The sequence below is a fragment of the Hymenobacter canadensis genome (assembly GCF_027359925.1).
In the GTDB taxonomy this organism is placed as follows: domain Bacteria; phylum Bacteroidota; class Bacteroidia; order Cytophagales; family Hymenobacteraceae; genus Hymenobacter; species Hymenobacter canadensis.
Map to the genome: position 1 here is coordinate 595,522 of NZ_CP114767.1, position 23,144 is coordinate 618,665.

Below are 23,144 nucleotides of genomic sequence, written 5' to 3' on the forward strand. Positions count from 1 at the left end.
ACACAACCACTTAGCTGCTCTCCCTGTCCTATGCCAAAGATCATTTCGCCCCAAGTGGAATTCAGCAGCCTGCTGAACCAGATGAAAGCCGTGACGCCCGAAGTTTTCACGGCCGACGGCAACGGATTCCTCAATCTGATGGAAGGCCGCTGGCAGGAGCCGGGCCAACCCCGCGAGTTTATTTCGCCCGTGGATGGCACCCAGCTGGGCTGGCTGCCCATGCTCGGCCACGATACGGCCCTGCGCGCCGTGCAGGCTGCCAAAAAGGAAGCCGCCGACTGGGCCCGCGTCGACCTGGACGAGCGCAAGCGCAAAGTGCAGGACTGCCTCGACCAGCTGCGCCAGCACGTCGAGCTCACCGGCAAGCTCATCATGTGGGAAATCGGCAAAACCTACAAGCTGGGCTTCACCGACATTGACCGCGCCATCGAGGGCGTGCAGTGGTACGTCGATAACATCGAAGGCATGCTGGGCTCGCGCAAGCCGCTGGGCCTCGTCAGCAACATTGCCTCCTGGAACTACCCGATGTCGGTGCTGCTGCACGCGGTGCTGGTGCAGGTGCTGTGCGGCAACTCCGTCATTGCCAAAACGCCTACCGATGGCGGCTTCATTTCGCTGAGCCTGACCTTCGCCATTGCCCGCCGCTGCGGCCTGCCCGTGTCGCTGGTGAGCGGCTCGGGCGGCGAGCTGAGCGACGTGCTGGTGAAAAACGACGCCGTAGACTGCCTCAGCTTCGTGGGTGGGCGCTACAACGGCCGCAACATCGCCGACGCCCTCAGCTCGGAGCACAAGCGCTACATGCTGGAAATGGAAGGCGTGAACACTTACGGCATCTGGAACTTCTCCGACTGGGACGGCCTCGCCGACCAGCTCAAGAAGGGCTACGACTACGGCAAGCAGCGCTGCACCGCCTACGTGCGCTTCGTGGTGGAGCGCCGCCTGTTTCCGCAGTTCGTGGAAACCTACTGGAACACCATCAAGGGCCTGAAAGTAGGCAACCCCACGCTGGTAGACTCGGCCGACGACAAGCTGCCGGACTTGGCCTTCGGCCCGGTTATCAACCGCGCCCAGGCCGAAGACCTGGACCGCCTCTACGCCGACGCCCTCAAAACCGGCGCCACCCCCATCTACGAGGGCAAGCTGGATGAAAGCCTGTTCCTGCCCGGCCAGGATATGAGCTCCTACCGCGCCCCTCGCGCCCTGGTGAACCTGCCGCGCCAGAGCGAGCTGTATTTCAAGGAGCCCTTCGGCCCCATCGACAGCATCGTGCTGGTAGACCGTGTAGAAGAGCTGGTAGGCGAGATGAACATCAGCAACGGCGCCCTAGTCGGCGCCCTGGCCTCCGACGACGAGAAGTGGGCCCAGCGCACCGCCAAGGAGGTCCGCGCCTTCAAAATGGGCATCAACAAGCTCCGCTCGCGCGGCGACCGGGAAGAAGTATTCGGCGGCCTAGGCGAATCTTGGAAAGGGGCCTTCGTGGGCGGCGCGCTGCTGGTAGAAGCCGTAACGGAAGGCGACAAGCCGATTCTGGGCAACTTCGAGGAGGCCACGCTGCTGCCAGAGAAAATCTAGGCTGCCATAAAACCAATAAATGCAGAAAGGGCGCGCAGCTTCAAGCTATGCGCCCTTTCTGTATTCAGCGGTATTGTGTTCTAGGCGGTGGCTTTGAAGGCAAACGTCTGCAGCGCCTCCCAGGGGCCGCCGCGGTAGGCCCACAGCTGCAAGCCGGTGCCGGTGGCTTCAAACGGCTGGAAATCGGCGGCCAGCTCTTGGTGCAGGCTGCGCGCCACCGCCGGGTCCACCTTGTTCTGCACCGTCACGTGGGGCTTGAGCTTTTGCTGGTCCTGCGGGGTGAGGCTGGGCTGCCAGCGGGTCTGCAGGTGCTGGTGCAGCGCCTGCAGCCGGCTGTTTTCCAGCGAGTACGCCACGCCCCGGCCCAGAAACCGCACCCCGGTAACGCTGAGCATCAGCGGTGCTTCGGCCGAGGTCAGTTCGGTCAGCGTCTGGCAGATGGGGGCGTAATCGGAGCCGGGCAGGTGGTGAAACAGCGTCAGGTGCGCCTGCAGAAAGTTGCGCTCGGGTGGGAAGTGCTGCTGCCGGAGCGCATCGAAGAAACGTTGGCTGTCAGCATCAAGCGCCAGCGTAAGGATGAGCGGGGCAATAGGTTCAGGCATGTATAGTCTAACCTCCGCCAGCCACATTAGGTTGGCTTCGGAGGTAAACAAGCTGAACAATAGTGCTGGATGGGATGCTTTTGGGCTGATGATTTTAAGCCGAAAGCTGCCAGTTATAGCCCCTTGTGCGTCAGGGCTATGGGCACGGTGCTCGTCTGACCGGCCTGCCGCACGCGCAAGTAGTAGAGGCCGCCGGGCAACGTGTGCGCATCCAGCTGAATGGTGGTGAGGCCCGCGGCTGGCTGCAGGCGGCGTACCATCTGGCCCGTGGCGCTGAGCAACTCCAGCGTGGTTTCGGCGGTGCTGGGCTCAGTTAGCAGCACGTTCAGATGGCCGTCGGGAGAGGGGTTGGGGTAGGTTTGCAGGGCAAGCTTGCCGGTCATCTTCACGACCTGTACCGGCGAGTAGGCGAGCGTGCCATCCGTGTCGCGCATGGCCAGGCGGTAGTAGAGCGGCCCCTTCAGCGGCGCGGTGTCCAGGGTGGTGTAGCGCTGGCCTTTGGGCTGGTTGCCGGCCCGCACCGTCTGGATGGTCTGCCAGGCGGACCCCTCGTGGCGGCGCTCCACCAGAAACGCCTCGGCGTTCTGCTCGCTGGCGGTGGCCCAGGTCAGGCGCACGGCCCGGCCGCTGGCTTCGGCCCGGAATTCGGTGAGCGTAACGGGCAGCGGTAGCGCGCCCGGCAGGCTCACGGCATCGCCGCGGGAGCAGCCAAAAGCCGCCCCGTACGACTGGCCCGAGTAGTTGCCGGTCAGCCGGTCGAGCTTGTAGATAGTGCCGCCATCGGCATCTACCGCGTAAATGTTGCCGTCGCGGTCCGTAAACATCGAGCCGATATCCTGCTGGGTAGGAATGGGCGTGGTGGGCTGGGTGGTGACGCCCACCGGCCCGGCCCCTGGCGTGCTGATGGTGATAAATTTATCATCCTGGCCGAGGTAGCTCACCAGATTGCCGGTGCGCACGTCAAACACCCAGTCCTGGATGCCGCCCTGCGGGACCGGGGCCGTGCCGTTGCTGTTCAAATAGGTCTGCACCTCAGCCTGGTAGCTGGCAATGACGGCCGCCGTGGCTGGGTCGGAGGCGTCGAGGCGGCGCCACACCGGCGGCGTGGCCGGGAAGGTGGGAAGCGCCACCACGCCCACGTGCAGCCGCAGGTCCGACACGCGCACCGGCCGCAGTATAGTGGGGAAGGTGAGGTCGAACACGTAGAACACCCGGAACGTGGCGCCGGCCACGTAGTAGTTGGAGCTGGCGTCGCCGTCACCAATGAAGTTGAGCGTGATTTCCGTATCGATGAAGCCCGACTCGCCGGCTTGGGGCTGCGTGCTGACATCGGTGGGGCGCGGCGGCGGGGCCACGGCGCCCAGGTTGGTGGCCTCAGCCGTGCTCAGGCTGATGCGGTAGAGGTTGGGCGGCGTGTTGAAGTTGATGGCCGTGACGGGCTGCACCACATTCATCCCGTAAATCACTGTCCGGTCATTGTCGTCGGAGCCCAGGGCATTGACGATGAGGGGTGTCCCGTTGCTGCTGACGGTGCCGATGGGTGTAAGCGAGCCATCGGTATTCACCTGCTGCAGCACCGACGGGTTGCCGGCATTGGCCGGGCAGGCCGACGTCACGGCGAAGCTGCTGGTAGGTAGCTGCGCCAGTAGATTATGACTCCCAACAAGCAGTAGAAGAGCGAGTAGGTTCTTTTTCATATTGGGAAGCAGTGAGGAGCTGAGTGACGGCTTGGGTATGCTAATGAGGCATAAGGTACAGATAAATGCATTTTTAGGAATGTGCTGACTGAACATGGCTCTATCCCAAATAGATACAAGCGGTAGTGCCATATGTCTAATTTTATATAGATAAAAGTTAATTTACGAGGATTTCGTGGGACTGTCAAGGCCGGTGGCGGCAGGCTGGCGGTTGAAGGGAAGTGTGCATATCTGCGGCTGGTTCGGGTGGCGCAAGAAGCCGGCCGCAGCTAGCCGGTGCGGGTGGTGCCCACGTTTATGGGCGCCCATATGCCCAGCCCCGAGTACCACGGCCGCCCCGCCGACTACCTGCAGATGCTGGTGCGCGAAGTGCTACCGCAGCTAAGCCCCGCCGACGTGCCGTTCGTGGATGTTTTCTGCGAGCAAGGGGCCTTCTCGGTGCCCGAGGCCCGGCAGTATCTGATGCAGGCCCGGGCGCTGGGATTCGGGCTGAAAATCCATGCCGAGCAGCTGCACTACCTGGGCAGCTGCGAAATGGCCGCCGCGCTGGGGGCCGTCAGCATCGACCATGCCGACTACCTAGCGCCGGAAGCCGCCGCCCACATTGCCACCCAAAGCCAGGGCCGCACGGTGGCGGCGCTGCTGCCGCTGTTTTTGCGCCAAGAGCAGTACGCGCCCGGCCGGGCGTTCATTGAGGCCGGCCTGCCGGTAGCCGTCAGCACCGACTTCAACTCCGGTTTGTGCCCGGCAAAAACCTGTGACTGGCCCTTTCGATGGCGTGCCTGAAAATGGGCCTCACGCCCCACGAAGCCCTGGCCGCCGTCACCATCAACGCGGCCTGGGCCATTGGCCAGCAGCAGCACTGCGGCAGCCTGGAGCCCGGCAAGCGCGCCGATCTGCTGGTGCTGGACGTGCGCAACTACGAGGAAATCCCGCACTGGCTTGGCGAAAAACCCGTGCGCAGCGTGGTGCTGAGCGGGCAACTGCAATAGGGCTGGCCTTGAAATGCGAGAGGCGCCGCCTATGTGGCGACGCCTCTCGTGGAGTATGATAAAAAATAGCGAATAGATTCTGAAATTCAGGTAGTTGAGGCTGTATTATGCTTTGAAATAGGTAGCTATAGTGGATGTGTAGAAGCTATAAAGCGCGGATTTCGGCTACCATTTCGGCTTCCGTCACAGCCCGCAGGGTTGGAGCAAAAGCCTGGTTGGCCGCTACTGTAGCGGTCTGTTTGCCGAAGTACAACTGCGTACCGTCCATGTGCATCACCACCGCCGTTACGGAATAGCCCTGCGGCACCTGGCCTGCCAGGAACGTATCGGCTGGCGACGCATTGGAGTAGGCCCGGAGCGCGGAGTTCAAATTGTTGAATACCAGATAAACGATGGAATTGGCGCTGGTGGCGCCGGGGCGGGTGGCGCGTACCTGCACCGTAGTAAGCGGATTGGCCGTCACAAACCGGTCGCAGTTGATCCAGCTCAGGCGGTTGGCACTGGCGTTATAAAGCCCAGCGCTCAACGATACCTGAAACCCGGTAGCAGTGCCCGAGGCAGGAAAGGGCGTGATGCTGCCGGGCTGCAACGGAAACCAGGAGCCGATCAGTGCAGAGTCAGCAGGGCTGCTAAGGGCTGAAAACAGACCCATGCCGGAAGTGCTGCTCAGGGCAGGCGGCAGCACGGTGGTAACATCAAGGCTGGCATTCGGAGCCAGCACAACCTGCTGCCCATCCTGCGAAAGTCTGATGCTGAACATGCCGGCCGACTCCAGCAGCTTCCCGTCCGAAATCGTAGGCGCGTGCGAGAAGATCATTTCGCTGCGTTTGGTAATCTCGCGCACCCGCACTTGCACCAAGCTGCCGGACATGGGCTGCCCATAAATCCGGCGCAGGCCGGCCGGTATGCGGATGCGGTAAGCGTTGGCCGTGCGGAGCGTGGTGTCTAGGCCCGGGCGGACATAAAACTGCTGCTCAGGTACGGCATATCTGGCCAGCGTACTTTTAATGGGGCCATCAATTACTGGTACTGGTAGGTCGCAGTCTGGCACCTGCACCAGGTCGGCATCTTTCTTACAGCTGCCCAGCAGCAAAATTATGGCCATGAGGCCCATCAACCGAATTTTCATAGGTCAGGAACAATGAAATAGTGGGGAGATAAAACCTGGCAGCAGCCGGCCCGGTGGCCAGTCGGGTGGCCTTAGCGCAGGTCGAAAGAGAAGCCCGTGAGCAAGCCGGCCGCAAACGGGTGGCGGGCTGGAAGGGTAGTAGGAGGAAGAGGATTGCCGCCCGGTGGCGGAATCGGCGAAGGCGCGGTAGTGCCAGGCGCCACAATAGAAACTAGCCCGTAGCGGCCGGTAGGCTGCAGCAGCAGATGCAGGCGGGGTGTGAGGGCGTAGCGCACATCCAGGCCCGCCGTCAGGCTCACGCCCAGTCGCCGGTACGGGCTGTTCGTGGCCGACCAGGTCTGTTGCTGGCTGCAGGTGCAGGCGGTGCTGCCGCTGGTACGGCCGCCGGCGTACATTTCCAGGGCCGCCCCGGCGGTCAGGCCGTAGCGGAGCCGCGTCTGGCCGCCCAGCCGGTACTGCGCCTGCAGCGGCAGCGTGAAGTAGCGGTAGGTGTCGCGCTGCTGTAGAGGTTGCGCGGGCCGGAGGGCACTGCTTGTATCGCGCGGGGGCTGGAGCAGCAGGTTCAGGCGGGTGCCGTAGGTGGCATAGCCCAGGCCCGCACTCACACTCAGGCGGGGCGTGAGGGTGTAGCGCACCTGCATCTGGCCGGCAAAGGTGAGGGCCGGCCGCTCCAGTGTGCTGAGGCTGGCAGAGTCCGAGGCTTCCAGGCGCCGGTAGCTGATAGCCGGGCCCGCCAGCAGCTCCACTGCCCAGCGGCTGGCCGGGCGCGGCACCTGCGGCGCTACCGCCACCGGCTGCACGGCCGGCAACGCGGCGGCGAATGGCAGCACCTGCGCCGCCCGTGGTAGCAGGTTGCCAACGGGAAACAGCAACGCCAGATGCAAATCAGTGGCTGGCTGCCGAATACCAGCGCTCCCCTGTGATGCGGGTATCGTGGAGCGAAGACTGCCGGCAACGGCTTGCTGCCCTTCATCTGTTTGTAGGCGGCGGTTTTCAGCGGAATCAGGCTGCATCCGGGCCGTAGCGGTGGCGGGTTGCGGCGCATTGGCCGCCGCAGTCAGCAACCGGGCTGCTTCCGCCGACGAAATACTGGAGTCGGGTAGCAGAGCAGCCGCCAGTGAGCGAGCAGCAACCCCGGAGGAGCTGGTGGGCGCTGGTTGGCCGGCATGGCGGGCGGGTTGCTGCCCCGGTGCATCGCTGGCGCTGCCGATGGCCGGCTGCAATGGCTGCGTATTGCGGAGCAGCTGCGAATCAAAGCGGCTACCGGTGCGCTGTCGCCGCGGGGCAGCCGCCGTAACGGTGCCGGCCAAGGCCGCGGGCTGCGGGCGGCCCGCAGCCGGCCATTGCGAAGCTGCCGCCGTCGCCGCAGAGGCCGCCGCAACGGAGCCAGAAGAAGCCTCTGGCATTGCGGGAGCAGCGGATTTTGCCTCGGCTGCGTCAAAGCGGCCGTTGGCAGCAGCATCGGCGGGAGAGGCCAATTGGCTGGTTGAGGAGGTGTGTGTATCTGGTTGCGGAGTAGCAGCCGGCTGGGAAGCATCAGCCGCAGTTGCCAAGCGGCCAAGCACATCCTTTTCATTATGAGCAGCTGGAAGAGTGGCTACTTCAGGACGGGAAGCCGGCCGAATGGCCAGCACGCCCACTACCACCACTACGCCTATAAGCAGCAGCAATGCCAGCGCCCAGCGCCGCCGCAAAGCCGGGCGGGGCAGTGGCTGGGCAGGCCCTTTCGGCGCGCCCGGAGGCAGCTGCCGCTGGATGGCCGCCCACATGTCGGGCGGGGGCGTGCTGCCGTAGCCCTCCAGCTTGCGCCGCAGTTCCTCGTACAACTCTTCTGATTCGCGCTCCGTCATGACAATGTGAAGTTGTTGTTGGCCAGTAGGCGTTCTTCCAGCAGCCGCCGCGCCCGCGACAATTGCGACTTGCTAGTACCCTCCGAAATCCCCAGCAGCTCGCCTATTTCCTGGTGTGAGTAGCCTTCGATGGCGTAGAGGTTGAGCACCGTGCGGTAGCCTGAGGGCAGGGTGTTGATGAGGGCTACCACCTCATCGGCGGAAAGCTGGTCGAGGGCCGTGCCGTCGGGGTGGGGCATGTTGGCGGCGGCCTCGTAGTCTACCTGCGGGGCCCGCTGGCGGTGCTGCTGGTAGGCATTTAGCGAGGTATTGACCGCAATCCGGCGTGCCCAGGCCTCAAAAGGCCCTTGCTCCCGGTATTGGTCGAGGCGGGTGAAAATTTTGATGAACGTGAGCTGCAGGGCATCCTCCGCCTCGGCTTGGCTGGGGCAGTAGCGCAAACACACCCCCATCAGCTGGTAGGCCAGCCGCTCGTAGAGCGCCCGCTGAGCCGCGGGGCTCCCGCGCCGGCAGTCGGCCAGTATATCAGTAAGGGGCTGCGGCATGCGCGGGGTAGGCGGAGAAATAGCGAATAAACAATCAGCGTAACCGGTTTCTGCCCCCATGACCGGCTGCCGCTAGCAAGGGTTGCGTGCGCCCCAAAAAAAGCGGCATAAACTGCTACATTCGCCTCCATGACGCTGCCCATCTACCAAGTTGATGCCTTCTCTGACCGGCCCTTTGCCGGCAACCCCGCCGCCGTGTGCCCGCTGCAAAGCTGGCTGCCCGCCGAAACCATGCAGGCCATAGCCGCCGAAAACAACCTGGCCGAAACAGCCTTCTTCGTGCCGAAACCCGATGGCGAGTTCGAAATCCGCTGGTTTACGCCGGCCGTGGAGGTAGAGCTGTGCGGCCACGCCACCCTGGCTTCGGCCCACGTGCTGTACCGGCACCTGGGCTTTACAGGCGCGGAAATCGTGTTTCACTCGAAAAGCGGTCCGCTGCGCGTGAGTCAGGCCGAAGCCGGCATGCTCACCCTCGACTTTCCGGCCCGGCCGCCGCACCCCATCAGCCAGCACCCCGACGGCCTGCTCGATGGCCTGCGCGCCACGCCGCTGCAGCTGCTGGCCGGTCCCGACCTGGTGTGCGTATTCGCCACCGAGGCCGAAGTGCGGGCCCTGAAGCCTGACATGGCACACCTCATTAAAGTGGAGTACCGGGCCGTTATTGCCACCGCCCCCGGCTCCGATGGGGCGGATTTCGTGTCGCGCTTTTTCGGGCCTCGGGTGGGCGTGCCCGAAGATCCGGTGACCGGCTCAGCCCACACTACGTTGGTGCCCTATTGGGCCGAGCGCCTGGGTAAGCTGCACCTGCACGCCCGCCAGGTATCAGCCCGCAGCGGCGACCTATGGTGCGAGCTGCGCGGCGAGCGGGTGCTGATGAGCGGCCACGCCGTTACGTATCTGCGGGGCGAGATTGAGCTGTAATAGAGCTGTCGACTGCCGGCAGTATGCCTTTAGATGATAATTTCCACCATGTCATTTTTGCAGTATGTCTAACCGATATGCCCGTTCATTGCTGACCCTGGGGCTCAGCCTGTCTGTTCAATTTGCATCAGCCCAGACCCCTGCCAGCCAGGAGCTGGTGAAACAGGGCGTGGCGCTCCACGACCAAGGTAAGTACGACGAAGCCGTGTTGCGCTACAAAGAAGCGCTGAAGCAGGATCCGGCCAACACCACCGCCCGCTACGAGCTGGCCATGACCTACAATACCCAGGACCGCAACGCGGAAGCCGTAGCGCTGTGCAAGGAAATCCTGAAGCAGGAGCCCAAGCCCGATGCCTCGTTCTACAGTACCTACGGCAACGCCCTCGACGGCCTCAAAAAGCCCAAAGACGCCGCCAAAGTATACCAGGAAGGCCTTAAGAAATACCCCAACGACGGCCCGCTTTATTTCAACCTGGGCATCACGCAGGCCAAGGGGCTAGATCAGCCGGCCGAGGCCATTGCCAGCATGCAGCAGTCGGTGCGGTGCCGGCCGGAGCACGCCAATTCCCATTCTATTCTGGCGACGCTGACGGCCATACAAGGCAACCGCGTGGCGTCTTTGCTGGAAACTCTGCGGCTGTTGCAGCTGGAGCCCGAAGGCCCGCGCGCCGTTGCCAGCCTCGCCCGCCTCGACCGGCTGGTAGGGCAAGGCGTCAAGCAAACCGGCGACAACAGCATCAGCATCAATATGTCGGCGGATGTGCTGAAACAGGTGAACAGCAAGAAAAGCCAGCCCGACAACTTCGGCCAGGCCGATATGCTGCTCACCATGGCTACGGCGCTGGACTACGACGAGAAAAACAAGAGCAAGGCGCCAACCGAACGGCTTATTGAAAAGCTCAGCTCCCTATGCAAGGGGTTAGCAGAGGGCAAGCCCGAGCAGCAGGAAGGCTTCGTGTGGCAATACTACGTGCCGTATTTCGTGGCTATGGAAAAGCAGGGCCATCTGCCGGCACTAGCCTATACCGTGCAGGCGTCGCGCGCCGAGGCTACGCCGGACGTGAAAGCCTGGCTCAGCGCCCATCCCACGCAGGTGCAGGCGCTGCAGGAATGGTCGCGCACCTACATCTGGCCAAAGTAGCCGCTACCCGCGCAGCTGCTCGCGCCCGTAGTCGTTGCGGTCCAGCACCTGCTCCACGAACAGCGCCTTGTTGGGTAGCTGCAGCAGCGCCGCGTGAACGGCGGGCGGCACGCCGGTGTAGCGCACCAGCCCGCCGTGGCGGTACTCAATTTCCAGCGTCTGCGTGGCGGCGTCGTAGCCCACGGCTTTCAGGGAAGTAGAACGGACAGGGCGGCGCTGCATAAGGACGTTTGGTTGTTCGTTGTCAGCTCTATAATTATCAAAAAACTCAACAGATACCATATTACTGACAACCAAACTTAAGCCGCGGGCTTCTTGCGAACCGGCTTTTTAATAGTCGTGGTGGCCGCCATCTTGTCGGGGTTGTCGGCCAGGAACTTGCCCCAGCTTTTGTTGCCGGCCTTCACGTTGTTGCCCTTCTGGTAGTGGTGGCACATGGCCACGGCCAGCGCGTCGGTGGCATCCAGGAACTTGGGGGCTTCCTCGATAGGCGGCAGCTTCAGGGTCTGGCGGAGCATGTGGGCCACCTGCTCCTTGCTGGCGTTGCCCGAGCCGGTTACGGCCTGCTTGACCTTGGTGGGCGCGTATTCCACGTACGGAATCTGGCGGGCCAGGCAGGCGGCAATAGCCACGCCCTGCGCCCGGCCCAGCTTGAGCATGCTCTGCACATTCACCCCAAAAAACGGCGCTTCGATGGCCAGCTCGTCGGGCAGGTGCTCGTCGATGAGCTCGGTCATGCGCTCAAAGATGCGCTTGAGCTTGAGGGCGTGGTTGGTGCCCAGCTTGCGCATATCAATGACGTCGTACTCCAGCATGCGCACCCGTTGGCCCTGCACCTCAATCACGGCGTAACCCATCAGGTTGGTGCCGGGGTCGACGCCCATGATAATCTTGGGCATGAGGTCGGTAGGAGCGAGGGGCAGGATCATGGGCGAGGCAAACGGGGCGCAGAAACAGGAGGTAGAAAGCCTGGCGTTGATTTTCGTCGGTAACTTGCCGCTCTCAACCGAAAACGTCCCGCCTCTTGCCCCAGCATCTGCAAAACTACGCCCAAAAGCCGGAAAAAAAGCCGGTAGCTGCCGCCCGCCGGGGGCAGGGGCTGGTGGTGGCGGGCAAGCTGCTTATCACGGCCCTCACCCTGGGTTTGCTCTACCACTCCGTATTTGCCGACGGCGCCACGGCAGCGGCCTGGCGCGCGCTGCTGGCGGCCACCTTCACGGGGGCCGGGCGCGGGCCGGTGCTGCTGGCGCTGGCGCTGGTGCCCGTGAACTGGGGCGTGGAGGCCTGGAAATGGTGGCGCCTGGCTAGGCACCTGGAGCCGGTATCGTTCCGTCGCAGCTTCCGGGCCGTGCTGGTGGGTCTCACGCTGGGCTTCGTCACGCCCAACCGCGTCGGCGACTACGCCGGCCGCATCATCGAGCTCAAAAGCCGCCGCCTCGATGCGCTGGGGGCCGTGTTTCTGGGCCGTTATGCCCAGCTGGTGGTCACGGTGCTGGCCGGTTCGGTGGGCCTGCTGTACTTTCTGCTGAGGTTTTACCTGCATGATTATCCGGCCAGCGAACTGGGGGCGGTGGTGGCGGCTGTGCTGCTGAACGCGGCCGTGCTGCTGCCGCTTTACCGCTCCCGGCTGCTGCTGGCCGTGCTGATGGCGGTGCGGCCGTTGCGGCGGTTCCGGCGGTTTCTGGCCGTGATGCCCACCTACAGGGCGCCGGCCATTCACGCGGTGCTGGCGTTATCGGGGCTGCGGTACGCGGTGTTCTGCGCGCAGTTTGGGCTGCTGCTGAAGGCCTACGGAGCCCAGGCGGCGCTGGGGCCGGGCGCGGCGGCGGTGGCAGGCACGTTCCTGCTCAAGTCGCTGGTGCCCTCCCTCAACGCCCTGGCCGACGTAGGCGTGCGCGAGCTGTCGGCCACCCACCTGTTTGGGCTGCTGGGCGAGCCGGCCTTGCCCGTGCTCAGCGCCAGCCTCAGCCTCTGGATTCTCAATATTGCCCTGCCCAGCGCCACCGGACTGCTGTTTGTGCTGCGCCTGAAAGTGCTGCGCAAGCGCCGCAAAGCCGATTCTGTTCCAACGCCGCCGGCCGTATGAGCACACTCTCCGGGATTCTGCTGCTAGCCGCGCCGCTGCTCTACGCGCTGCGGATGCTCGGCTTCCGCCGGGCCTGGCAGCAGCTGCCGGTCAGGGACCTGGGGGTTTGGGGGCTTGGGAGCTTGGATAGGGGAGGCCCGTTGCCGGAACAGGCTGCGGCTGCGGAAAACAGCCGGCAGGCCGCGCCGCTGCGCTTCTCAGTGCTGATTGCGGCCCGCAACGAAGCCGCCAACCTGCCGCACCTGCTGCATCAGTTGGCTGGGCAAACGGTGCCGGCCGAAACCTTTGAAGTGCTGGTTGTCGATGACCATTCCACCGACAACACGGCGGCAGTGGTGGCCGATTTTGCCGCGCCCTACGAGCTGCGCCTTATCCGGCTAGCTGCCGTGCCCGGGGCCGGAGTGGGGAAGAAAGCCGCCATTCAGGTAGCGCTGGCGCAGGCGCGCGCCCCGTGGGTGGTCTGCACCGATGCCGACTGCCGCGTGGGTCACGACTGGCTCCGTAGCTACGCCGCCCTGCTGGCAGAGGCCGGCCCCGAGGTGCGCTTCGTGAGCGGGCCGGTGCTGCTGACGGGCGCTGATACGTGGCTGCAGCAGCTGTCGGGGCTGGAGTTTGCCGGGCTGGTGGGCACCGGAGCCGCGGGCATTGCGGCCGGCACGCCCACCATGTGCAACGGCGCCAACCTGGCCTACCGCCCCGATGCCTTTGCGGCCGTGCAGGGCTTCGCCGGCAACGAGCACCTGCCCAGCGGCGACGACGAATTCCTGCTGCACAAGCTCCACGCGGCCTTTCCGGGCAGCATCTGGTTTCTGAAGCACCCGGCCGCCATTGTGCGCACCGCCGGGCCGGCCACGCTGGCGGCGCTGCTGCAGCAGCGGGTGCGCTGGGCCAGCAAGTGGCGGCACTACCGGCACGCACCGTCGCAGCGGCTGGCGGTGCTGGTGCTGCTGGCCAATGTGGCGCTGGCCGCCGGCCTGTTGGCGCTGGGCTGGCAACCGGCGTTGGCGCCCTGGGTGGTCGCCGCCTGGGCCCTCAAGCTGGGCGCCGACTTCTGGTTTCTGGCGCCGGTGCTGCAGTTTCTGGGGCAGCGGCGCTGGCTGCGCTGGGTGCCGGTGCTGCAGCTGCTCTACGCGCCGTACGCGCTGCTGGTGGGGCTGGCCGGCCTACGCGGCGGCTACGTCTGGAAAGGTCGCCCGGTGAAATAAAGGCCGGAATTAGGTTGGGTTTGTGGCCGCCGGGAGCGTACTTCAACAGGGCGGCCGATGGTGCGCTGCCTGCGTCGCGCGTGCCGGGTTTTCTGGCGGCAAAGCGGCGGTTACCTGTTCTATTTCATTATATCGATGAACCGAAACTGGTTGGAGCTAGTGTTCCCAGCGGCCCTGGGGCTGCTCGTTGTCACGATTGGGGTATTTCTGATGAGCATGACGGGGTTGTTGCATGAGGAGCCACTGAGCCTGGAGAATGACGTAGTAGAGCTGGCCGGCGACTCCTTACGTGCGGCCCCGCGCCCGGCCACTATACCGCTGCCACCCGGCACCGACCCGGCCGCCGTTGCTGCCGGCGACGCCCTATTCAAAGGCAACTGCGCCCAGTGCCACGCCATCAACGACGTGGTAGTGGGCCCGGCGCTGGCGGGACTCGCCAAACGCCGCTCCGAAAGCTGGCTGATTCCCTGGGTCAAAAACTCCAGTAAAGTGGTGGCCAGCGGCGACGAGTACGCCGTGAAAATCTACAACCAATATCAGAAGCAGCAGATGCCCAGCTTCCAGCTCAGCGACGACGAAATCCGCCAGATCCTGCTTTACGTTCGTTCGCAGGAGGGTGCTGCCTCGGCGGCTGGCCCGGGTCTGGTGGTGGTCGACTGACAAAAACCGCCGAAAAGCCACCCCGCTCCGCTACATTTGCCCTTCCCACAGCTAGCTCTTCCCCGTGACTGACCCCGAATTTGATATTCTCGACGAACTGTATTTCGTCACGCCTTTTGCCACGCTACTCCAGAAAACCGGGTTGCCGGCCGCCGAGCTGACCCAAAACCTGCGCGTGCTGCTGGAACAGGGCCTTATCCGCAGCTACTGGCCCGACCCCGACACCGAGCTGGCCTACGAGGAAAGCTCGTTTGGGGCGCTCAGCCAGGATTGCCTGTTTCTGGCTTCCAAAGAAGGTCTGCTGCAGCACAACACCCGATAGCCGTGGCCGGCTCCACGCTCACGCAAGCCGCCACGGCTGCCGCCGCAGCCCGGTCGCCGGGCTACTACGTGCGCCAGCGGCTGCTCGGCAACCGCCCGGCCATGGCCGGGCTGGGCTTTATCGTGCTTTGTGCCCTTATTGCGGTGCTGGGCTACTGGGTGCTGCCCGACAACTCGCCCAACGCCAACAACAGCCTCGTGCAACTGCAGAAAGAACCGCCCGGCTTCCGGGCCACGGTGCTGCGCCTGCCCATCCGGGACTCCATCCGCACGGCTTCCGACAACATTTTCCGGACCTGGGCTTCGGGCCGGGCCCCGCGCTACCAGGAGGTGCCCATCGGCGGCTACCGTTTCCAGGGCGACTCCATGTTCATCGAGCCCTACCAAAACCACTCAGCCCTGGCTGACAAGGCCCGCCGCTATTCGTTGGCCGAAGTGGCGGGGCAACCCGGCACCCGCGCCGAGCTGCAGCAGCTGGTGGCGCAGGAACGCATCGGGCCGCGCACCTACTGGCTGGGTACCGACAAATCGGGCCGTGACGAGCTGAGCCGGCTGCTGCTGGGTACCCGCGTCAGCCTCGGGATTGGGCTGGTAGCGGTGCTGATTTCGGTGGTGCTGGGCATGGCCGTGGGCGCCGTAGCTGGCTACGTGGGCGGCTGGCTGGACTCGCTGCTGCTGGGCGTGATGACCGTGGTGTGGAGCATTCCGGGCATCATGCTGGTCATCGCCATTTCGCTGGCCCTCGACAGCAAGGGCGTCTGGACCTCGTTTGTGGCCGTGGGCCTGACTATGTGGGTGGACGTGGCCCGCGTGGTACGCGGCCAGATGCTGAGTTTGCGCGAAAAAACTTTTGTAGAAGCCGGCCGTGTGCTGGGCTTGCCGCAAAGCCGCCTTATCATCCGGCACCTGCTGCCCAACATGACCGGGCCGCTGATTGTCATTGCAACCAGTAATTTCGCGGCAGCCATTCTGCTCGAAGCCGGCCTTAGCTTCCTGGGGCTGGGCGTGCAGCCGCCGGCCCCGTCGTGGGGCCTGATGGTGAACGAAGGCTTCCAACTCTTGGGCACCGAAGCTGGCCTCTGGCTGACGTTGCTGCCGGGCTTAGCCATCAGCCTGCTGGTGCTCAGCTTCAATCTGCTCGGCAACGGCCTGCGCGACGCCTACGACCCCAAAACCCCTCTGGGGAGTAGTTGAGCAGAGTAACTGAGTAGTGGAGTAGCTGAGTAAACCGTTCTGCCAGAGAATCTTTATTCAGTTACTCTACTACTCAGTTACTCTGCTCAACTACTCTCTACTCAGTTACTCCATTACTCAGCTACTCTGATGCCCAACTCTACGCTTACGCCTGAAAAGCGCCTTTTCCTGAAAGACCGGGAGCTGGGAGCCTTGCTGGAAATCACGCAGGCCATCAACCAAGACCACAGCGAGGGTGCGCTCTACAAAATATTCCAGTTTACGCTACTTGGCCAGCTCAATATCCGGCGGCTGGTGCTCTACGTGAAGGAAGAAGGCCAGTGGCAATGCGTGGTGTCGTTTGGGGCCATGCTGCCCGATTTCCGGCGCATTCTGTTGCCCGAGGAGGTGCTGCGTGGCGCCATGGGGCAGCCGGCGGCCGTGGCCGGCCTGGGCCTGGGGGCCGAGTGGAATCTGCTGGAAACGGCCATTCCGGTGGTGCGCAACGACGAGGTGGTGGCCTACGTGTTCATCGGTAACGTGCACGAAGACTACGCCAGCGGCGAAGCGGCTAAGTTCCTGGAAACACTCAGCAACATTCTGCTTGGGGCCATCGACAACCGGCGCCTGGGCCGGCAGCGGATTGCGGCGGCAGCCATGCGCAAGGAAATTGAAATTGCGCAGGAAGTACAGACCATGCTGTTTCCGCGCACGCTACCCAACGACGCCCACGTGGCCGTGGCCGCGTCCTACGTGCCCCACACGGCCGTCGGCGGCGACTACTACGACGTGGTGGACATCGACGCCAACCGCTTCCTGTTCTGCGTGGCCGACGTGTCGGGCAAGGGCGTGGCGGCGTCGTTGCTGATGTCGAACTTCCAGGCCGGGCTGCGCACGCTGCTCCGCCAGCAGGTAGACTTGGCTACCGTCGCGCAGGAACTCAACAACCTAATTTTCCGCAACGCTGGCGGCGACAAGTTCATCACCGTGTTCTTCGGCATCTACGACCGCACCACCCGGGTGCTGCAGTACGTGAATGCCGGCCACAACGACCCGTTGCTGGTATCCGACTCGGGGCAGGTGGAGCGCCTGCGCGAAGGCACCATCATGCTGGGCGTGATGGACGAGCTACCCGGCCTGAAAGTGGGGGAGGTGCACATTCCCGGCCGCGCCCTGCTGCTCAACTACACCGATGGCCTGACCGAGGTGTTCGACGCCAACCAGGAAGAGTTCGGCGAAGAAGGAATTCTGGCTCTGCTGGCCCAGAACCGCTACCTGCCCCTCAAGCGCCTGCACGAAGAGCTGCTGGCCTCTATCAAGGCCTACAACGTCAACGGCAGCCAGTTCGCCGACGACGTGACGATTCTGAGCTGCCGGTTTAAGTAGAGAAATAGCCCGTCATGCAGAGCGGAGCGAAGCATCTCGCCAGTGTGGTAGAATTACTACACTGGCGAGATGCTTCGCTCCGCTCTGTATGACGGCCTGTGGGGCCTTACTCCTAGGGGGCCTTACTTCGCCTTCCCGGCCACGAAATTCAGGCCGAAGAACAGGTTTTCCTTGAGCAGTGAGTTGCTGCGCCAGAGGCGGCCTTCGCGGGCCATGAGCTGTTGGGAGTTGCCGTTTTTGAACATGAATGGCGGAAACAGCCGGATGTACTGCACGTCGGCGGGGTAGATGTGCAGGTGCTGCTTGGCCAGCTCGCGGCGCCAGGTGGCCAGGTCGCGGATGTTCTCGTTGCCGAGCAGGATGTTCTTCTGCAGCTGCTCGTCGTAGATTTCGATGATGCGCTTGTTGCCGCGGCGCAGATACAGCTTCAGGTTCTGCACCACGTTGCCGCCGTTTTCCTCCACGATAATCAGGTTGCCGGCCGGCTTCAGGGCCGAGTGGAAGATGCGCAGCGCATCCTGCAACGGCTCCAGGTGGTGCAGGGTATCCTGGATGATGACGTGGTCGTAGGAGGCCGGCGCCGGGGGCGAGTCGAACAGGTTCTCGTAGCTGTAGGTGAAGCCCGACACGTCGCCGAACTGCGACCAGTACTGCAGGCGCTCCGGAATGTGCTTGAAGTAGAACTCCAAGGTGGTGCCGTGCACTTTGTAGCCATTGAGGGCTAGGAAAATAGCGGTGGTGCCGTAGCCGCAGCCACAGTCCCAGATGGCGGCCTCGGTGCTGGGCAGGTGGTCGAGGATGTAGTGCAGGCGCTGCGTGACGTAGGACTTGCGGAACTCGAAGCTGGCCGGATTTTCTAGAAACTTATAGTAGCTGGTCAGGTGCTGATTGCTGCGTAGTTCGTCCAGAAACAGCTCAAAGAATTCGTTAACCGTCATTGTCAGTCGCAAAAGAAAGGAAATAGTTTCAGGCCTTGCCGGCCCGGCGAAGGTACATGCTAAACGACAACTGCCGCTATACTCAGGCCCGGCATGTACAGAATAAGGGCGTAGGAGTCGGCCAGGCTGCTAGAGCTGCGCCGGTGCCGTTTGGGCCTGCTCGTCGTCTTCCATCCAGAGCTGCACCCGGATCAGGATGGCTAGGGAGATGTAGTAGAAGGAGCCGATTTTATCGACTTCTACCAGCTCATTGAGCAGCAGGTGAAAAACGGTGATGACCAACGACAGGCCGGCGGCCATGATCAGGCGGCGGTGCTGGGCGGTCCGGGCTCGGTGATAGAGGCGCTCCACGAGCAGCAACGCCGTGAACACCAGCGCCACAAACAACAGAAAGCCCGGCACGCCCTGCTCGGCCAGCTGCAGCAGGAAGTAGTTGTGGGTGGTCGACTTTTCCGGGTTGTCGCTCACGTAGGTGCGGAAGCCGCGCACGGTGTAGCGCTTGTACTCGGGGTAGAACGTGGACGGGCCGCTGCCGGTCAAGGGCTTCTCGGCAATCATGTGGGCCGCCGCCACCCAGCGGTACACCCGCTCCATGCCCGACACGTCCTGCAGCTTGTAGGTGGCCTCCAGGTGTTTCTCGAAGTTACCGCCGTTGAAGATGGTTTTCTCGAACTCCGGCGCGTACAGCATGTAGGTGTTGTCGCGCACGAAGTAGGCCGTGGTGAGCAGCGTGCCCACGCTGGCCACGATCAGTACCACCCGCGTCAGGCGCAGCCGGATGATGCCGTAGTACAGCCCGGCCACCACCAACGACAGCATGGAGGCGCGGGTGTAGGAGAGCAGCACGCCGCCCACCGCCACCAGCACCACCGCGTACCAGAGCCAGCGCGCGCCGCGGGAAGTGGCGTCGCGGGCGGCGTAGAAGGCCAGCGGCACCAGCAGCGCCGCCGTGGCTGCGTACAGCACATGGTTGTGGTAGAAGGGCTGAATGGCCCAGTTGATGGAGTCGAAGCCGAAGCCCTTGGCGGCGTGGCGCAGCATGGTGTACACCACGGTGGCGCATACGCCCGCCGCAAACAGGGCCACTAGCCGCCAGATGTCCTGGGGGCGGCGCACCACGGCCAGCGTCACGAACACGAAGGGCACGATGTACCACGTCTTGGCCAGTAGGTACTTCACCGACTTGAGCGTGTTCACGGAAAAGGCCGTGCTCACCACCGACCACAGCAGCGCCAGCCCCATCAGCACCACCAGCGGGTGCGTCCAGACGCGGGCCGGTACCTGGCTGCCACCCAGCAGCACGCTCACCACAAAGCACACCAGCAGCACCAGCAGCAGCGGCTCCGAGGGCACGTCCATGCTCAGGCCACCGGGCAGCGCCACCTCCACCGAAAAGGCCAGCGTCGCGAGCAGGATGTAGTACACCCAGCGCCAGTCCACGAGCAGCACGGCCACGCCCAGCGCCGCTACCGGCAGCGCCAGCCATCCCGACGAGCGCAGCATCGCCGCGGCTCCACAGCTCAGCAACAGCCCCACAAACGCCATAAACAGGCGCTGGTCGGTGAATTGCGGCCGCAGGGAGGACAGGGATTTCATTTAGGGCTTAGGGAATAGGGCTTGGGGCTTAGGAAATAGGGAATAGGGCTTGGTGATTGGAGGTTAAGCTGATGAATAACCTAAGCCCTAGGCCCTATTCCCTAAGTCCTAATCCCTAACAACTAATTCTTAATCGACAGGTTGCCGCGGTAGAGCTCCAGCAGGGTGATGAAGATGACGGAGAAGGCAAACGTCACGAGCACCGACGACAGCACGATAAACCAGCGTACCGGCGCGGCTTTGCGGGTGGCGGGGTAGGCTTCCTGCACCACGTAGATGCTGGAAATCTTGCCGCTTATACTCACGCTGGCCGATTCGTAGTCGCCGCGGGCCTTGATGAGGCGGGTCTGGATGTCGTTGAAGCGGGCGTAGAGCGTATTCATCTGGTCGTTGCCGGCCGTGTAGCTTTCCAGGTTGAAGATGTTGCCGCCGTCGGCGCGGGTGAGGGCCCGCAGGGCGCGGCGCAGGCCGGCGGCCTTGTTGCTGTTGCCTTCGCCTTCGGCGCGGCGCAGCGCGTTTTCGGTTTCGATGATTTCCTTGGCCAGGTACCTCGCCTCCATGGTCAGGCCATACACGCCGTAGCGGCGGCGGCCGGCCAGCAGGCTGTCGTAGGTGCTCCGGTATTCGCGCTCCAGGAAGCTGCGGCGCTGAACATACAAATCCAGAATCTTGCGGCGGTTGGCAAACGTCAACTGCTGGTTGACGGAGTCGATGCTCTGCACCATGGCATTCACGATGCGGGCGGCCAGCACCTTATCCGTATCCAGAAAGGTCAGCTCGATGGCGTCCCGGTCGTTGTGAACGATGTTGAGGTTGCTGCTGAATTCGTTGAGCGCGGCATTGTCGGCAATGTCGTCGCCGGCCTGGCCCACGCCGTAGTGCTCGTGCAGCTTGAAGCGGCGGATGATGCCCTCGGCCACCGGCTGCGACTGCCCGATGGTGATAACCCGGTCCAGGTCTTCGTTGCGGCCACCCAGCTCCAGCTTGCCGCCTTCCGTCACAATCCGGTCGGGGTCAGTGGTGTTGGGGTTAGTGGGGTAGAAGACCGAGGTAGACTTATATATGTTGGGCAGCAGCAGGGCCACCACCGCACTGACCACGAATGCCAGCGCCACGGCGCCGAGCACCAGATACTTCCAACGATTGATAACCGGCCACAGGCCCAGCAGCGAATAAGAGCGGGATGACATAGAGGGACGAAAAGACAAGCTACTGTGGTATTGCCGGCCTTCCGGCCCCACCACAACGCAGCAAAGCTAGTGTAATCGGGCAAGAATCAAGAACAGATATCTGCTGGTGATAACTGGCATTGCGAGCAGCACGAAGCAATCTGTCCTCTCGGTCAGACCGGTTTTAGCGCAGTTTCGGATTGAGTGTACAGCGTGTAAAGACGCGACCCTTGGCGTCTTGGCGTTGAACGGCCGGCATCCCGCAGCCTGCACAACGTCAGCAACGACGAAACGCGAAGTTCCGCGTCTCTACCAGCGCCCGTGGGCTGTATACTGACCCCAAACCGCTTTTAATAAGCCGAAAGCCCGCCGGCGTTGGATTACTGCTTCCCTGCCGGAGGGTTGGTCTGTAAGGGAAGTGTCTGCCAAGAGAGAGGAAGGATTGCTTCGCGCTGCTCGCAATGACAACAACTGATGGCGCAAGCGGAGGCCTATGGTGCATTCCTTGTAATTTCGCGGCCCATCCTTTATTCCCGGCCTGTATCAAACGCTTTTTCGGAAATATCAGCTTCGTGGTGCTGCTCAACCTGCTGGTGAAGCCTGGCTGGGTGATGGTCGAAAACCTGGTGCAGGACCGGCTGGGGCACGCGGCCTTCGGCACGTTCACGGCTTTGTTCACGCTGGCTACCATTGCGGCGCAGGTTTCCGACCTGGGTACCACTCAGCTTACCACCAAGCGGGTGGCGGCCAACCCGGACTTCCTCACCGAGTATTTCCCGACGCTGCTGCCCCTGAAAGGCTGGTTGTCGGGGCTGTTTTTGCTGGTTACGCTGGGCATCGGCTGGCTGCTGGGCTACCGCGGCCACACGCTCACGCTGCTGGGCCTCACGGCGGGCGGGCTGCTGCTGGCCCAGTTTACGATGTTCCTGCGGGGCGTGCTGCAGGCCCACCAGCGCTTCAATACCGACGCGCTGCTGTCGGTGCTGGAAAAGTTTCTGCTGCTGGGGCTGGTGCTGCTGCTGGTGCCCATCGGTATTTCCCTGGACCGCTACGTGGGGGCCCGCACGCTGGCCGTGGGCTTCACGTTTGTGGTGCTCTACGGCATTATTGCGCGGCTCTACGGGCGGGTGCGGTTCCGGCTGCAGGTGGGCCAGGCCCGCACGGTGCTGCGGGCCAGCCTGCCGCTGGCCTTCATCACGCTGGTGTATGGCCTGAATGAGCGGATTGACATGCTGATGCTGGAGCGGCTGGTGTCGGCGCAGGAGGCCAGCTACTACGCCGCTTCCTACCGCTGGCTGGACACCATGATGATGTACCTCTGGACGGTGCTGCCGCTGTTCTTCGTCAAGTTCGCCCACGCCACCGGCCGGCCCCAGGAGCAGAAGGATCTGCTGTGGTTTGGGCAGCGCGTCGTGACGGTGCCCATGCTGCTGATCTGCGGCTTCGTGCTATTTCGGGGCGAAATCCTGTTCTGGCAATTCACGCACAGCACGCCGCTGGAAGTGGCCCGTATGGCGCTCTGCCTCAAGATTCTATTCGTGAGTGTGCTGGTGCACGCCTTCTTCGCCATCTACAGCACCCTGCTCACCAGCACCAACCACGAGCGGCCGGTGAGCTGGCTGGTGGGCTTGAGCATCGTCCTGAACGTGGGCCTGAACCTGCTACTGCTGCCGCGCCTGGGGGCGGTGGCCGGGGCCATCAATACGTTGGTGTGCGCCGTGTTTGTGTCGGTGGGCTATTTGTGGCTGGTGCATCGGCGCACGGGCGTGCCGGTGCCGTGGGCGTGGCTGGCCCGGCTGGCGCTGGCCTTCGGGCTGCTCTGCGCCGTGTGGGCGGGCCTGCAGGCCGGGCTGGGCCTGCACTGGCTACCTGAGTCGGTGCTGGCCGGCACAGCCTTCGTGGCCATCCTGTTCCTGACCCGTATCGTGCGCGTAGCGGAGCTGCGGCAGTTGCTGGGGAAGTGATGGGGTGATGAGGTGAGTGGTTGATGTGCTGATGTGTGAGGTACTGTCATCCTGAGCAGAGAGAAGGACCTTATCACGCCTGAACGGCAAGCGGTATAACGACTCGTTCTTATCCCACAAGATCCTTCGCTCTGCTCAGGATGACAGCTACCTTTGTCACCTCATCACCCCACCAACCCACTAAATCATCAACCCAC

General features: G+C 63.3%; 22 protein-coding genes. 12 read left to right on the forward strand and 10 right to left on the reverse strand.

The window, feature by feature from the left end; translation table 11 throughout:
* Window positions 1-30 precede the first annotated feature (30 nt).
* A complete protein-coding gene (locus tag O3303_RS02575) occupies window positions 31-1,572 on the forward strand; it encodes an aldehyde dehydrogenase family protein (RefSeq protein WP_269560506.1) in 1,542 nt (513 codons plus the stop codon).
* 80 nt (window positions 1,573-1,652) lie between these two features.
* Here O3303_RS02575 and O3303_RS02580 read toward each other — a convergent pair whose 3' ends face one another.
* Together O3303_RS02580 and O3303_RS02585 are read right to left on the reverse strand one after the other, a co-directional pair.
* Window positions 1,653-2,174, reverse strand: a complete 522-nt coding sequence (locus tag O3303_RS02580; RefSeq protein ID WP_269560507.1) for a 2'-5' RNA ligase family protein — start codon at window positions 2,172-2,174, stop codon at window positions 1,653-1,655.
* A 113-nt stretch (window positions 2,175-2,287) separates the two neighbouring features.
* On the reverse strand, window positions 2,288-3,871 hold the full coding sequence (locus tag O3303_RS02585; RefSeq protein WP_269560508.1) for a T9SS type A sorting domain-containing protein: 1,584 nt from the start codon (window positions 3,869-3,871) through the stop codon (window positions 2,288-2,290).
* Window positions 3,872-4,180: 309 nt separating this feature from the next.
* Between O3303_RS02585 and O3303_RS02590 the strand changes: the two genes are divergently transcribed.
* Both O3303_RS02590 and O3303_RS02595 read left to right on the forward strand, forming a co-directional pair.
* The gene (locus tag O3303_RS02590; protein ID WP_269560509.1) at window positions 4,181-4,657 is read left to right on the forward strand and encodes an amidohydrolase family protein; all 477 of its coding nucleotides are present in this window, start codon (window positions 4,181-4,183) and stop codon (window positions 4,655-4,657) included.
* Entirely contained in the window at window positions 4,645-4,863 is a 219-nt protein-coding gene (locus O3303_RS02595; protein WP_269560510.1) for an amidohydrolase family protein, read from the forward strand. Before O3303_RS02590 ends, O3303_RS02595 begins: the two co-directional genes overlap by 13 nt.
* Window positions 4,864-5,008: 145 nt before the next feature.
* On the opposite strand, the gene O3303_RS02600 is transcribed toward O3303_RS02595, so the two are convergent.
* The 3 genes from O3303_RS02600 to O3303_RS02610 all read right to left on the reverse strand — a co-directional run bounded on the left by O3303_RS02600 (window position 5,009) and on the right by O3303_RS02610 (window position 8,387).
* Window positions 5,009-5,992 (reverse strand): hypothetical protein, encoded by a 984-nt coding sequence (locus O3303_RS02600; protein ID WP_269560511.1) that lies wholly within the window; start codon window positions 5,990-5,992, stop codon window positions 5,009-5,011.
* A gap of 71 nt (window positions 5,993-6,063) precedes the next feature.
* Window positions 6,064-7,842 carry a porin family protein gene (locus O3303_RS02605; RefSeq protein WP_269560512.1) on the reverse strand — a complete coding sequence of 593 codons (1,779 nt, stop codon included), beginning with the start codon at window positions 7,840-7,842 and terminating at the stop codon, window positions 6,064-6,066.
* Window positions 7,839-8,387, reverse strand: coding sequence for an RNA polymerase sigma factor (locus tag O3303_RS02610; protein ID WP_269560513.1), 549 nt, complete (start codon window positions 8,385-8,387; stop codon window positions 7,839-7,841). Before O3303_RS02610 ends, O3303_RS02605 begins: the two co-directional genes overlap by 4 nt.
* Window positions 8,388-8,516: 129 nt before the next feature.
* Here O3303_RS02610 and O3303_RS02615 point away from each other — a divergent pair, with 129 nt between their 5' ends.
* Together O3303_RS02615 and O3303_RS02620 are read left to right on the forward strand one after the other, a co-directional pair.
* Window positions 8,517-9,308, forward strand: a complete 792-nt coding sequence (locus O3303_RS02615) for a PhzF family phenazine biosynthesis protein (protein WP_269560514.1) — start codon at window positions 8,517-8,519, stop codon at window positions 9,306-9,308.
* A 64-nt stretch (window positions 9,309-9,372) separates the two neighbouring features.
* A complete protein-coding gene (locus tag O3303_RS02620) occupies window positions 9,373-10,449 on the forward strand; it encodes a tetratricopeptide repeat protein (RefSeq protein ID WP_269560515.1) in 1,077 nt (358 codons plus the stop codon).
* A 3-nt stretch (window positions 10,450-10,452) separates the two neighbouring features.
* Here O3303_RS02620 and O3303_RS02625 read toward each other — a convergent pair whose 3' ends face one another.
* Complete coding sequence (locus O3303_RS02625; RefSeq protein ID WP_269560516.1) at window positions 10,453-10,671, reverse strand: KTSC domain-containing protein; 219 nt, start codon at window positions 10,669-10,671, stop codon at window positions 10,453-10,455.
* A 77-nt stretch (window positions 10,672-10,748) separates the two neighbouring features.
* Window positions 10,749-11,378, reverse strand: coding sequence for a crossover junction endodeoxyribonuclease RuvC (gene ruvC / locus O3303_RS02630; RefSeq protein ID WP_269560517.1), 630 nt, complete (start codon window positions 11,376-11,378; stop codon window positions 10,749-10,751).
* A gap of 95 nt (window positions 11,379-11,473) precedes the next feature.
* Here ruvC and O3303_RS02635 point away from each other — a divergent pair, with 95 nt between their 5' ends.
* The 6 genes from O3303_RS02635 to O3303_RS02660 all read left to right on the forward strand — a co-directional run bounded on the left by O3303_RS02635 (window position 11,474) and on the right by O3303_RS02660 (window position 17,280).
* Window positions 11,474-12,535: a lysylphosphatidylglycerol synthase transmembrane domain-containing protein gene (locus tag O3303_RS02635; RefSeq protein WP_269560518.1), complete on the forward strand. Its 1,062-nt coding sequence runs from the start codon at window positions 11,474-11,476 to the stop codon at window positions 12,533-12,535.
* Window positions 12,532-13,740, forward strand: coding sequence for a glycosyltransferase (locus O3303_RS02640; RefSeq protein ID WP_269560519.1), 1,209 nt, complete (start codon window positions 12,532-12,534; stop codon window positions 13,738-13,740). The genes O3303_RS02635 and O3303_RS02640 overlap by 4 nt, the downstream gene beginning before the upstream one ends.
* A 135-nt stretch (window positions 13,741-13,875) precedes the next feature.
* Window positions 13,876-14,400 (forward strand): c-type cytochrome, encoded by a 525-nt coding sequence (locus tag O3303_RS02645; RefSeq protein ID WP_269560520.1) that lies wholly within the window; start codon window positions 13,876-13,878, stop codon window positions 14,398-14,400.
* A 64-nt stretch (window positions 14,401-14,464) separates the two neighbouring features.
* A complete protein-coding gene (locus tag O3303_RS02650) occupies window positions 14,465-14,722 on the forward strand; it encodes a MarR family transcriptional regulator (RefSeq protein WP_269560521.1) in 258 nt (85 codons plus the stop codon).
* 2 nt (window positions 14,723-14,724) lie between these two features.
* The gene (locus tag O3303_RS02655; RefSeq protein ID WP_269560522.1) at window positions 14,725-15,915 is read left to right on the forward strand and encodes an ABC transporter permease; all 1,191 of its coding nucleotides are present in this window, start codon (window positions 14,725-14,727) and stop codon (window positions 15,913-15,915) included.
* Window positions 15,916-16,044: 129 nt separating this feature from the next.
* Window positions 16,045-17,280: a PP2C family protein-serine/threonine phosphatase gene (locus O3303_RS02660; protein WP_269560523.1), complete on the forward strand. Its 1,236-nt coding sequence runs from the start codon at window positions 16,045-16,047 to the stop codon at window positions 17,278-17,280.
* Window positions 17,281-17,402: 122 nt separating this feature from the next.
* Here O3303_RS02660 and O3303_RS02665 read toward each other — a convergent pair whose 3' ends face one another.
* The 3 genes from O3303_RS02665 to O3303_RS02675 form a co-directional block, all read right to left on the reverse strand.
* Window positions 17,403-18,218, reverse strand: coding sequence for a class I SAM-dependent methyltransferase (locus tag O3303_RS02665; protein WP_269560524.1), 816 nt, complete (start codon window positions 18,216-18,218; stop codon window positions 17,403-17,405).
* Window positions 18,219-18,347: 129 nt separating this feature from the next.
* Entirely contained in the window at window positions 18,348-19,814 is a 1,467-nt protein-coding gene (locus O3303_RS02670; protein WP_269560525.1) for an O-antigen ligase family protein, read from the reverse strand.
* A 122-nt stretch (window positions 19,815-19,936) separates the two neighbouring features.
* Complete coding sequence (locus O3303_RS02675) at window positions 19,937-21,004, reverse strand: GumC domain-containing protein (RefSeq protein ID WP_269560526.1); 1,068 nt, start codon at window positions 21,002-21,004, stop codon at window positions 19,937-19,939.
* 551 nt (window positions 21,005-21,555) lie between these two features.
* Between O3303_RS02675 and O3303_RS02680 the strand changes: the two genes are divergently transcribed.
* Entirely contained in the window at window positions 21,556-22,947 is a 1,392-nt protein-coding gene (locus O3303_RS02680) for an oligosaccharide flippase family protein (protein WP_269560527.1), read from the forward strand.
* Window positions 22,948-23,144 lie beyond the last annotated feature (197 nt).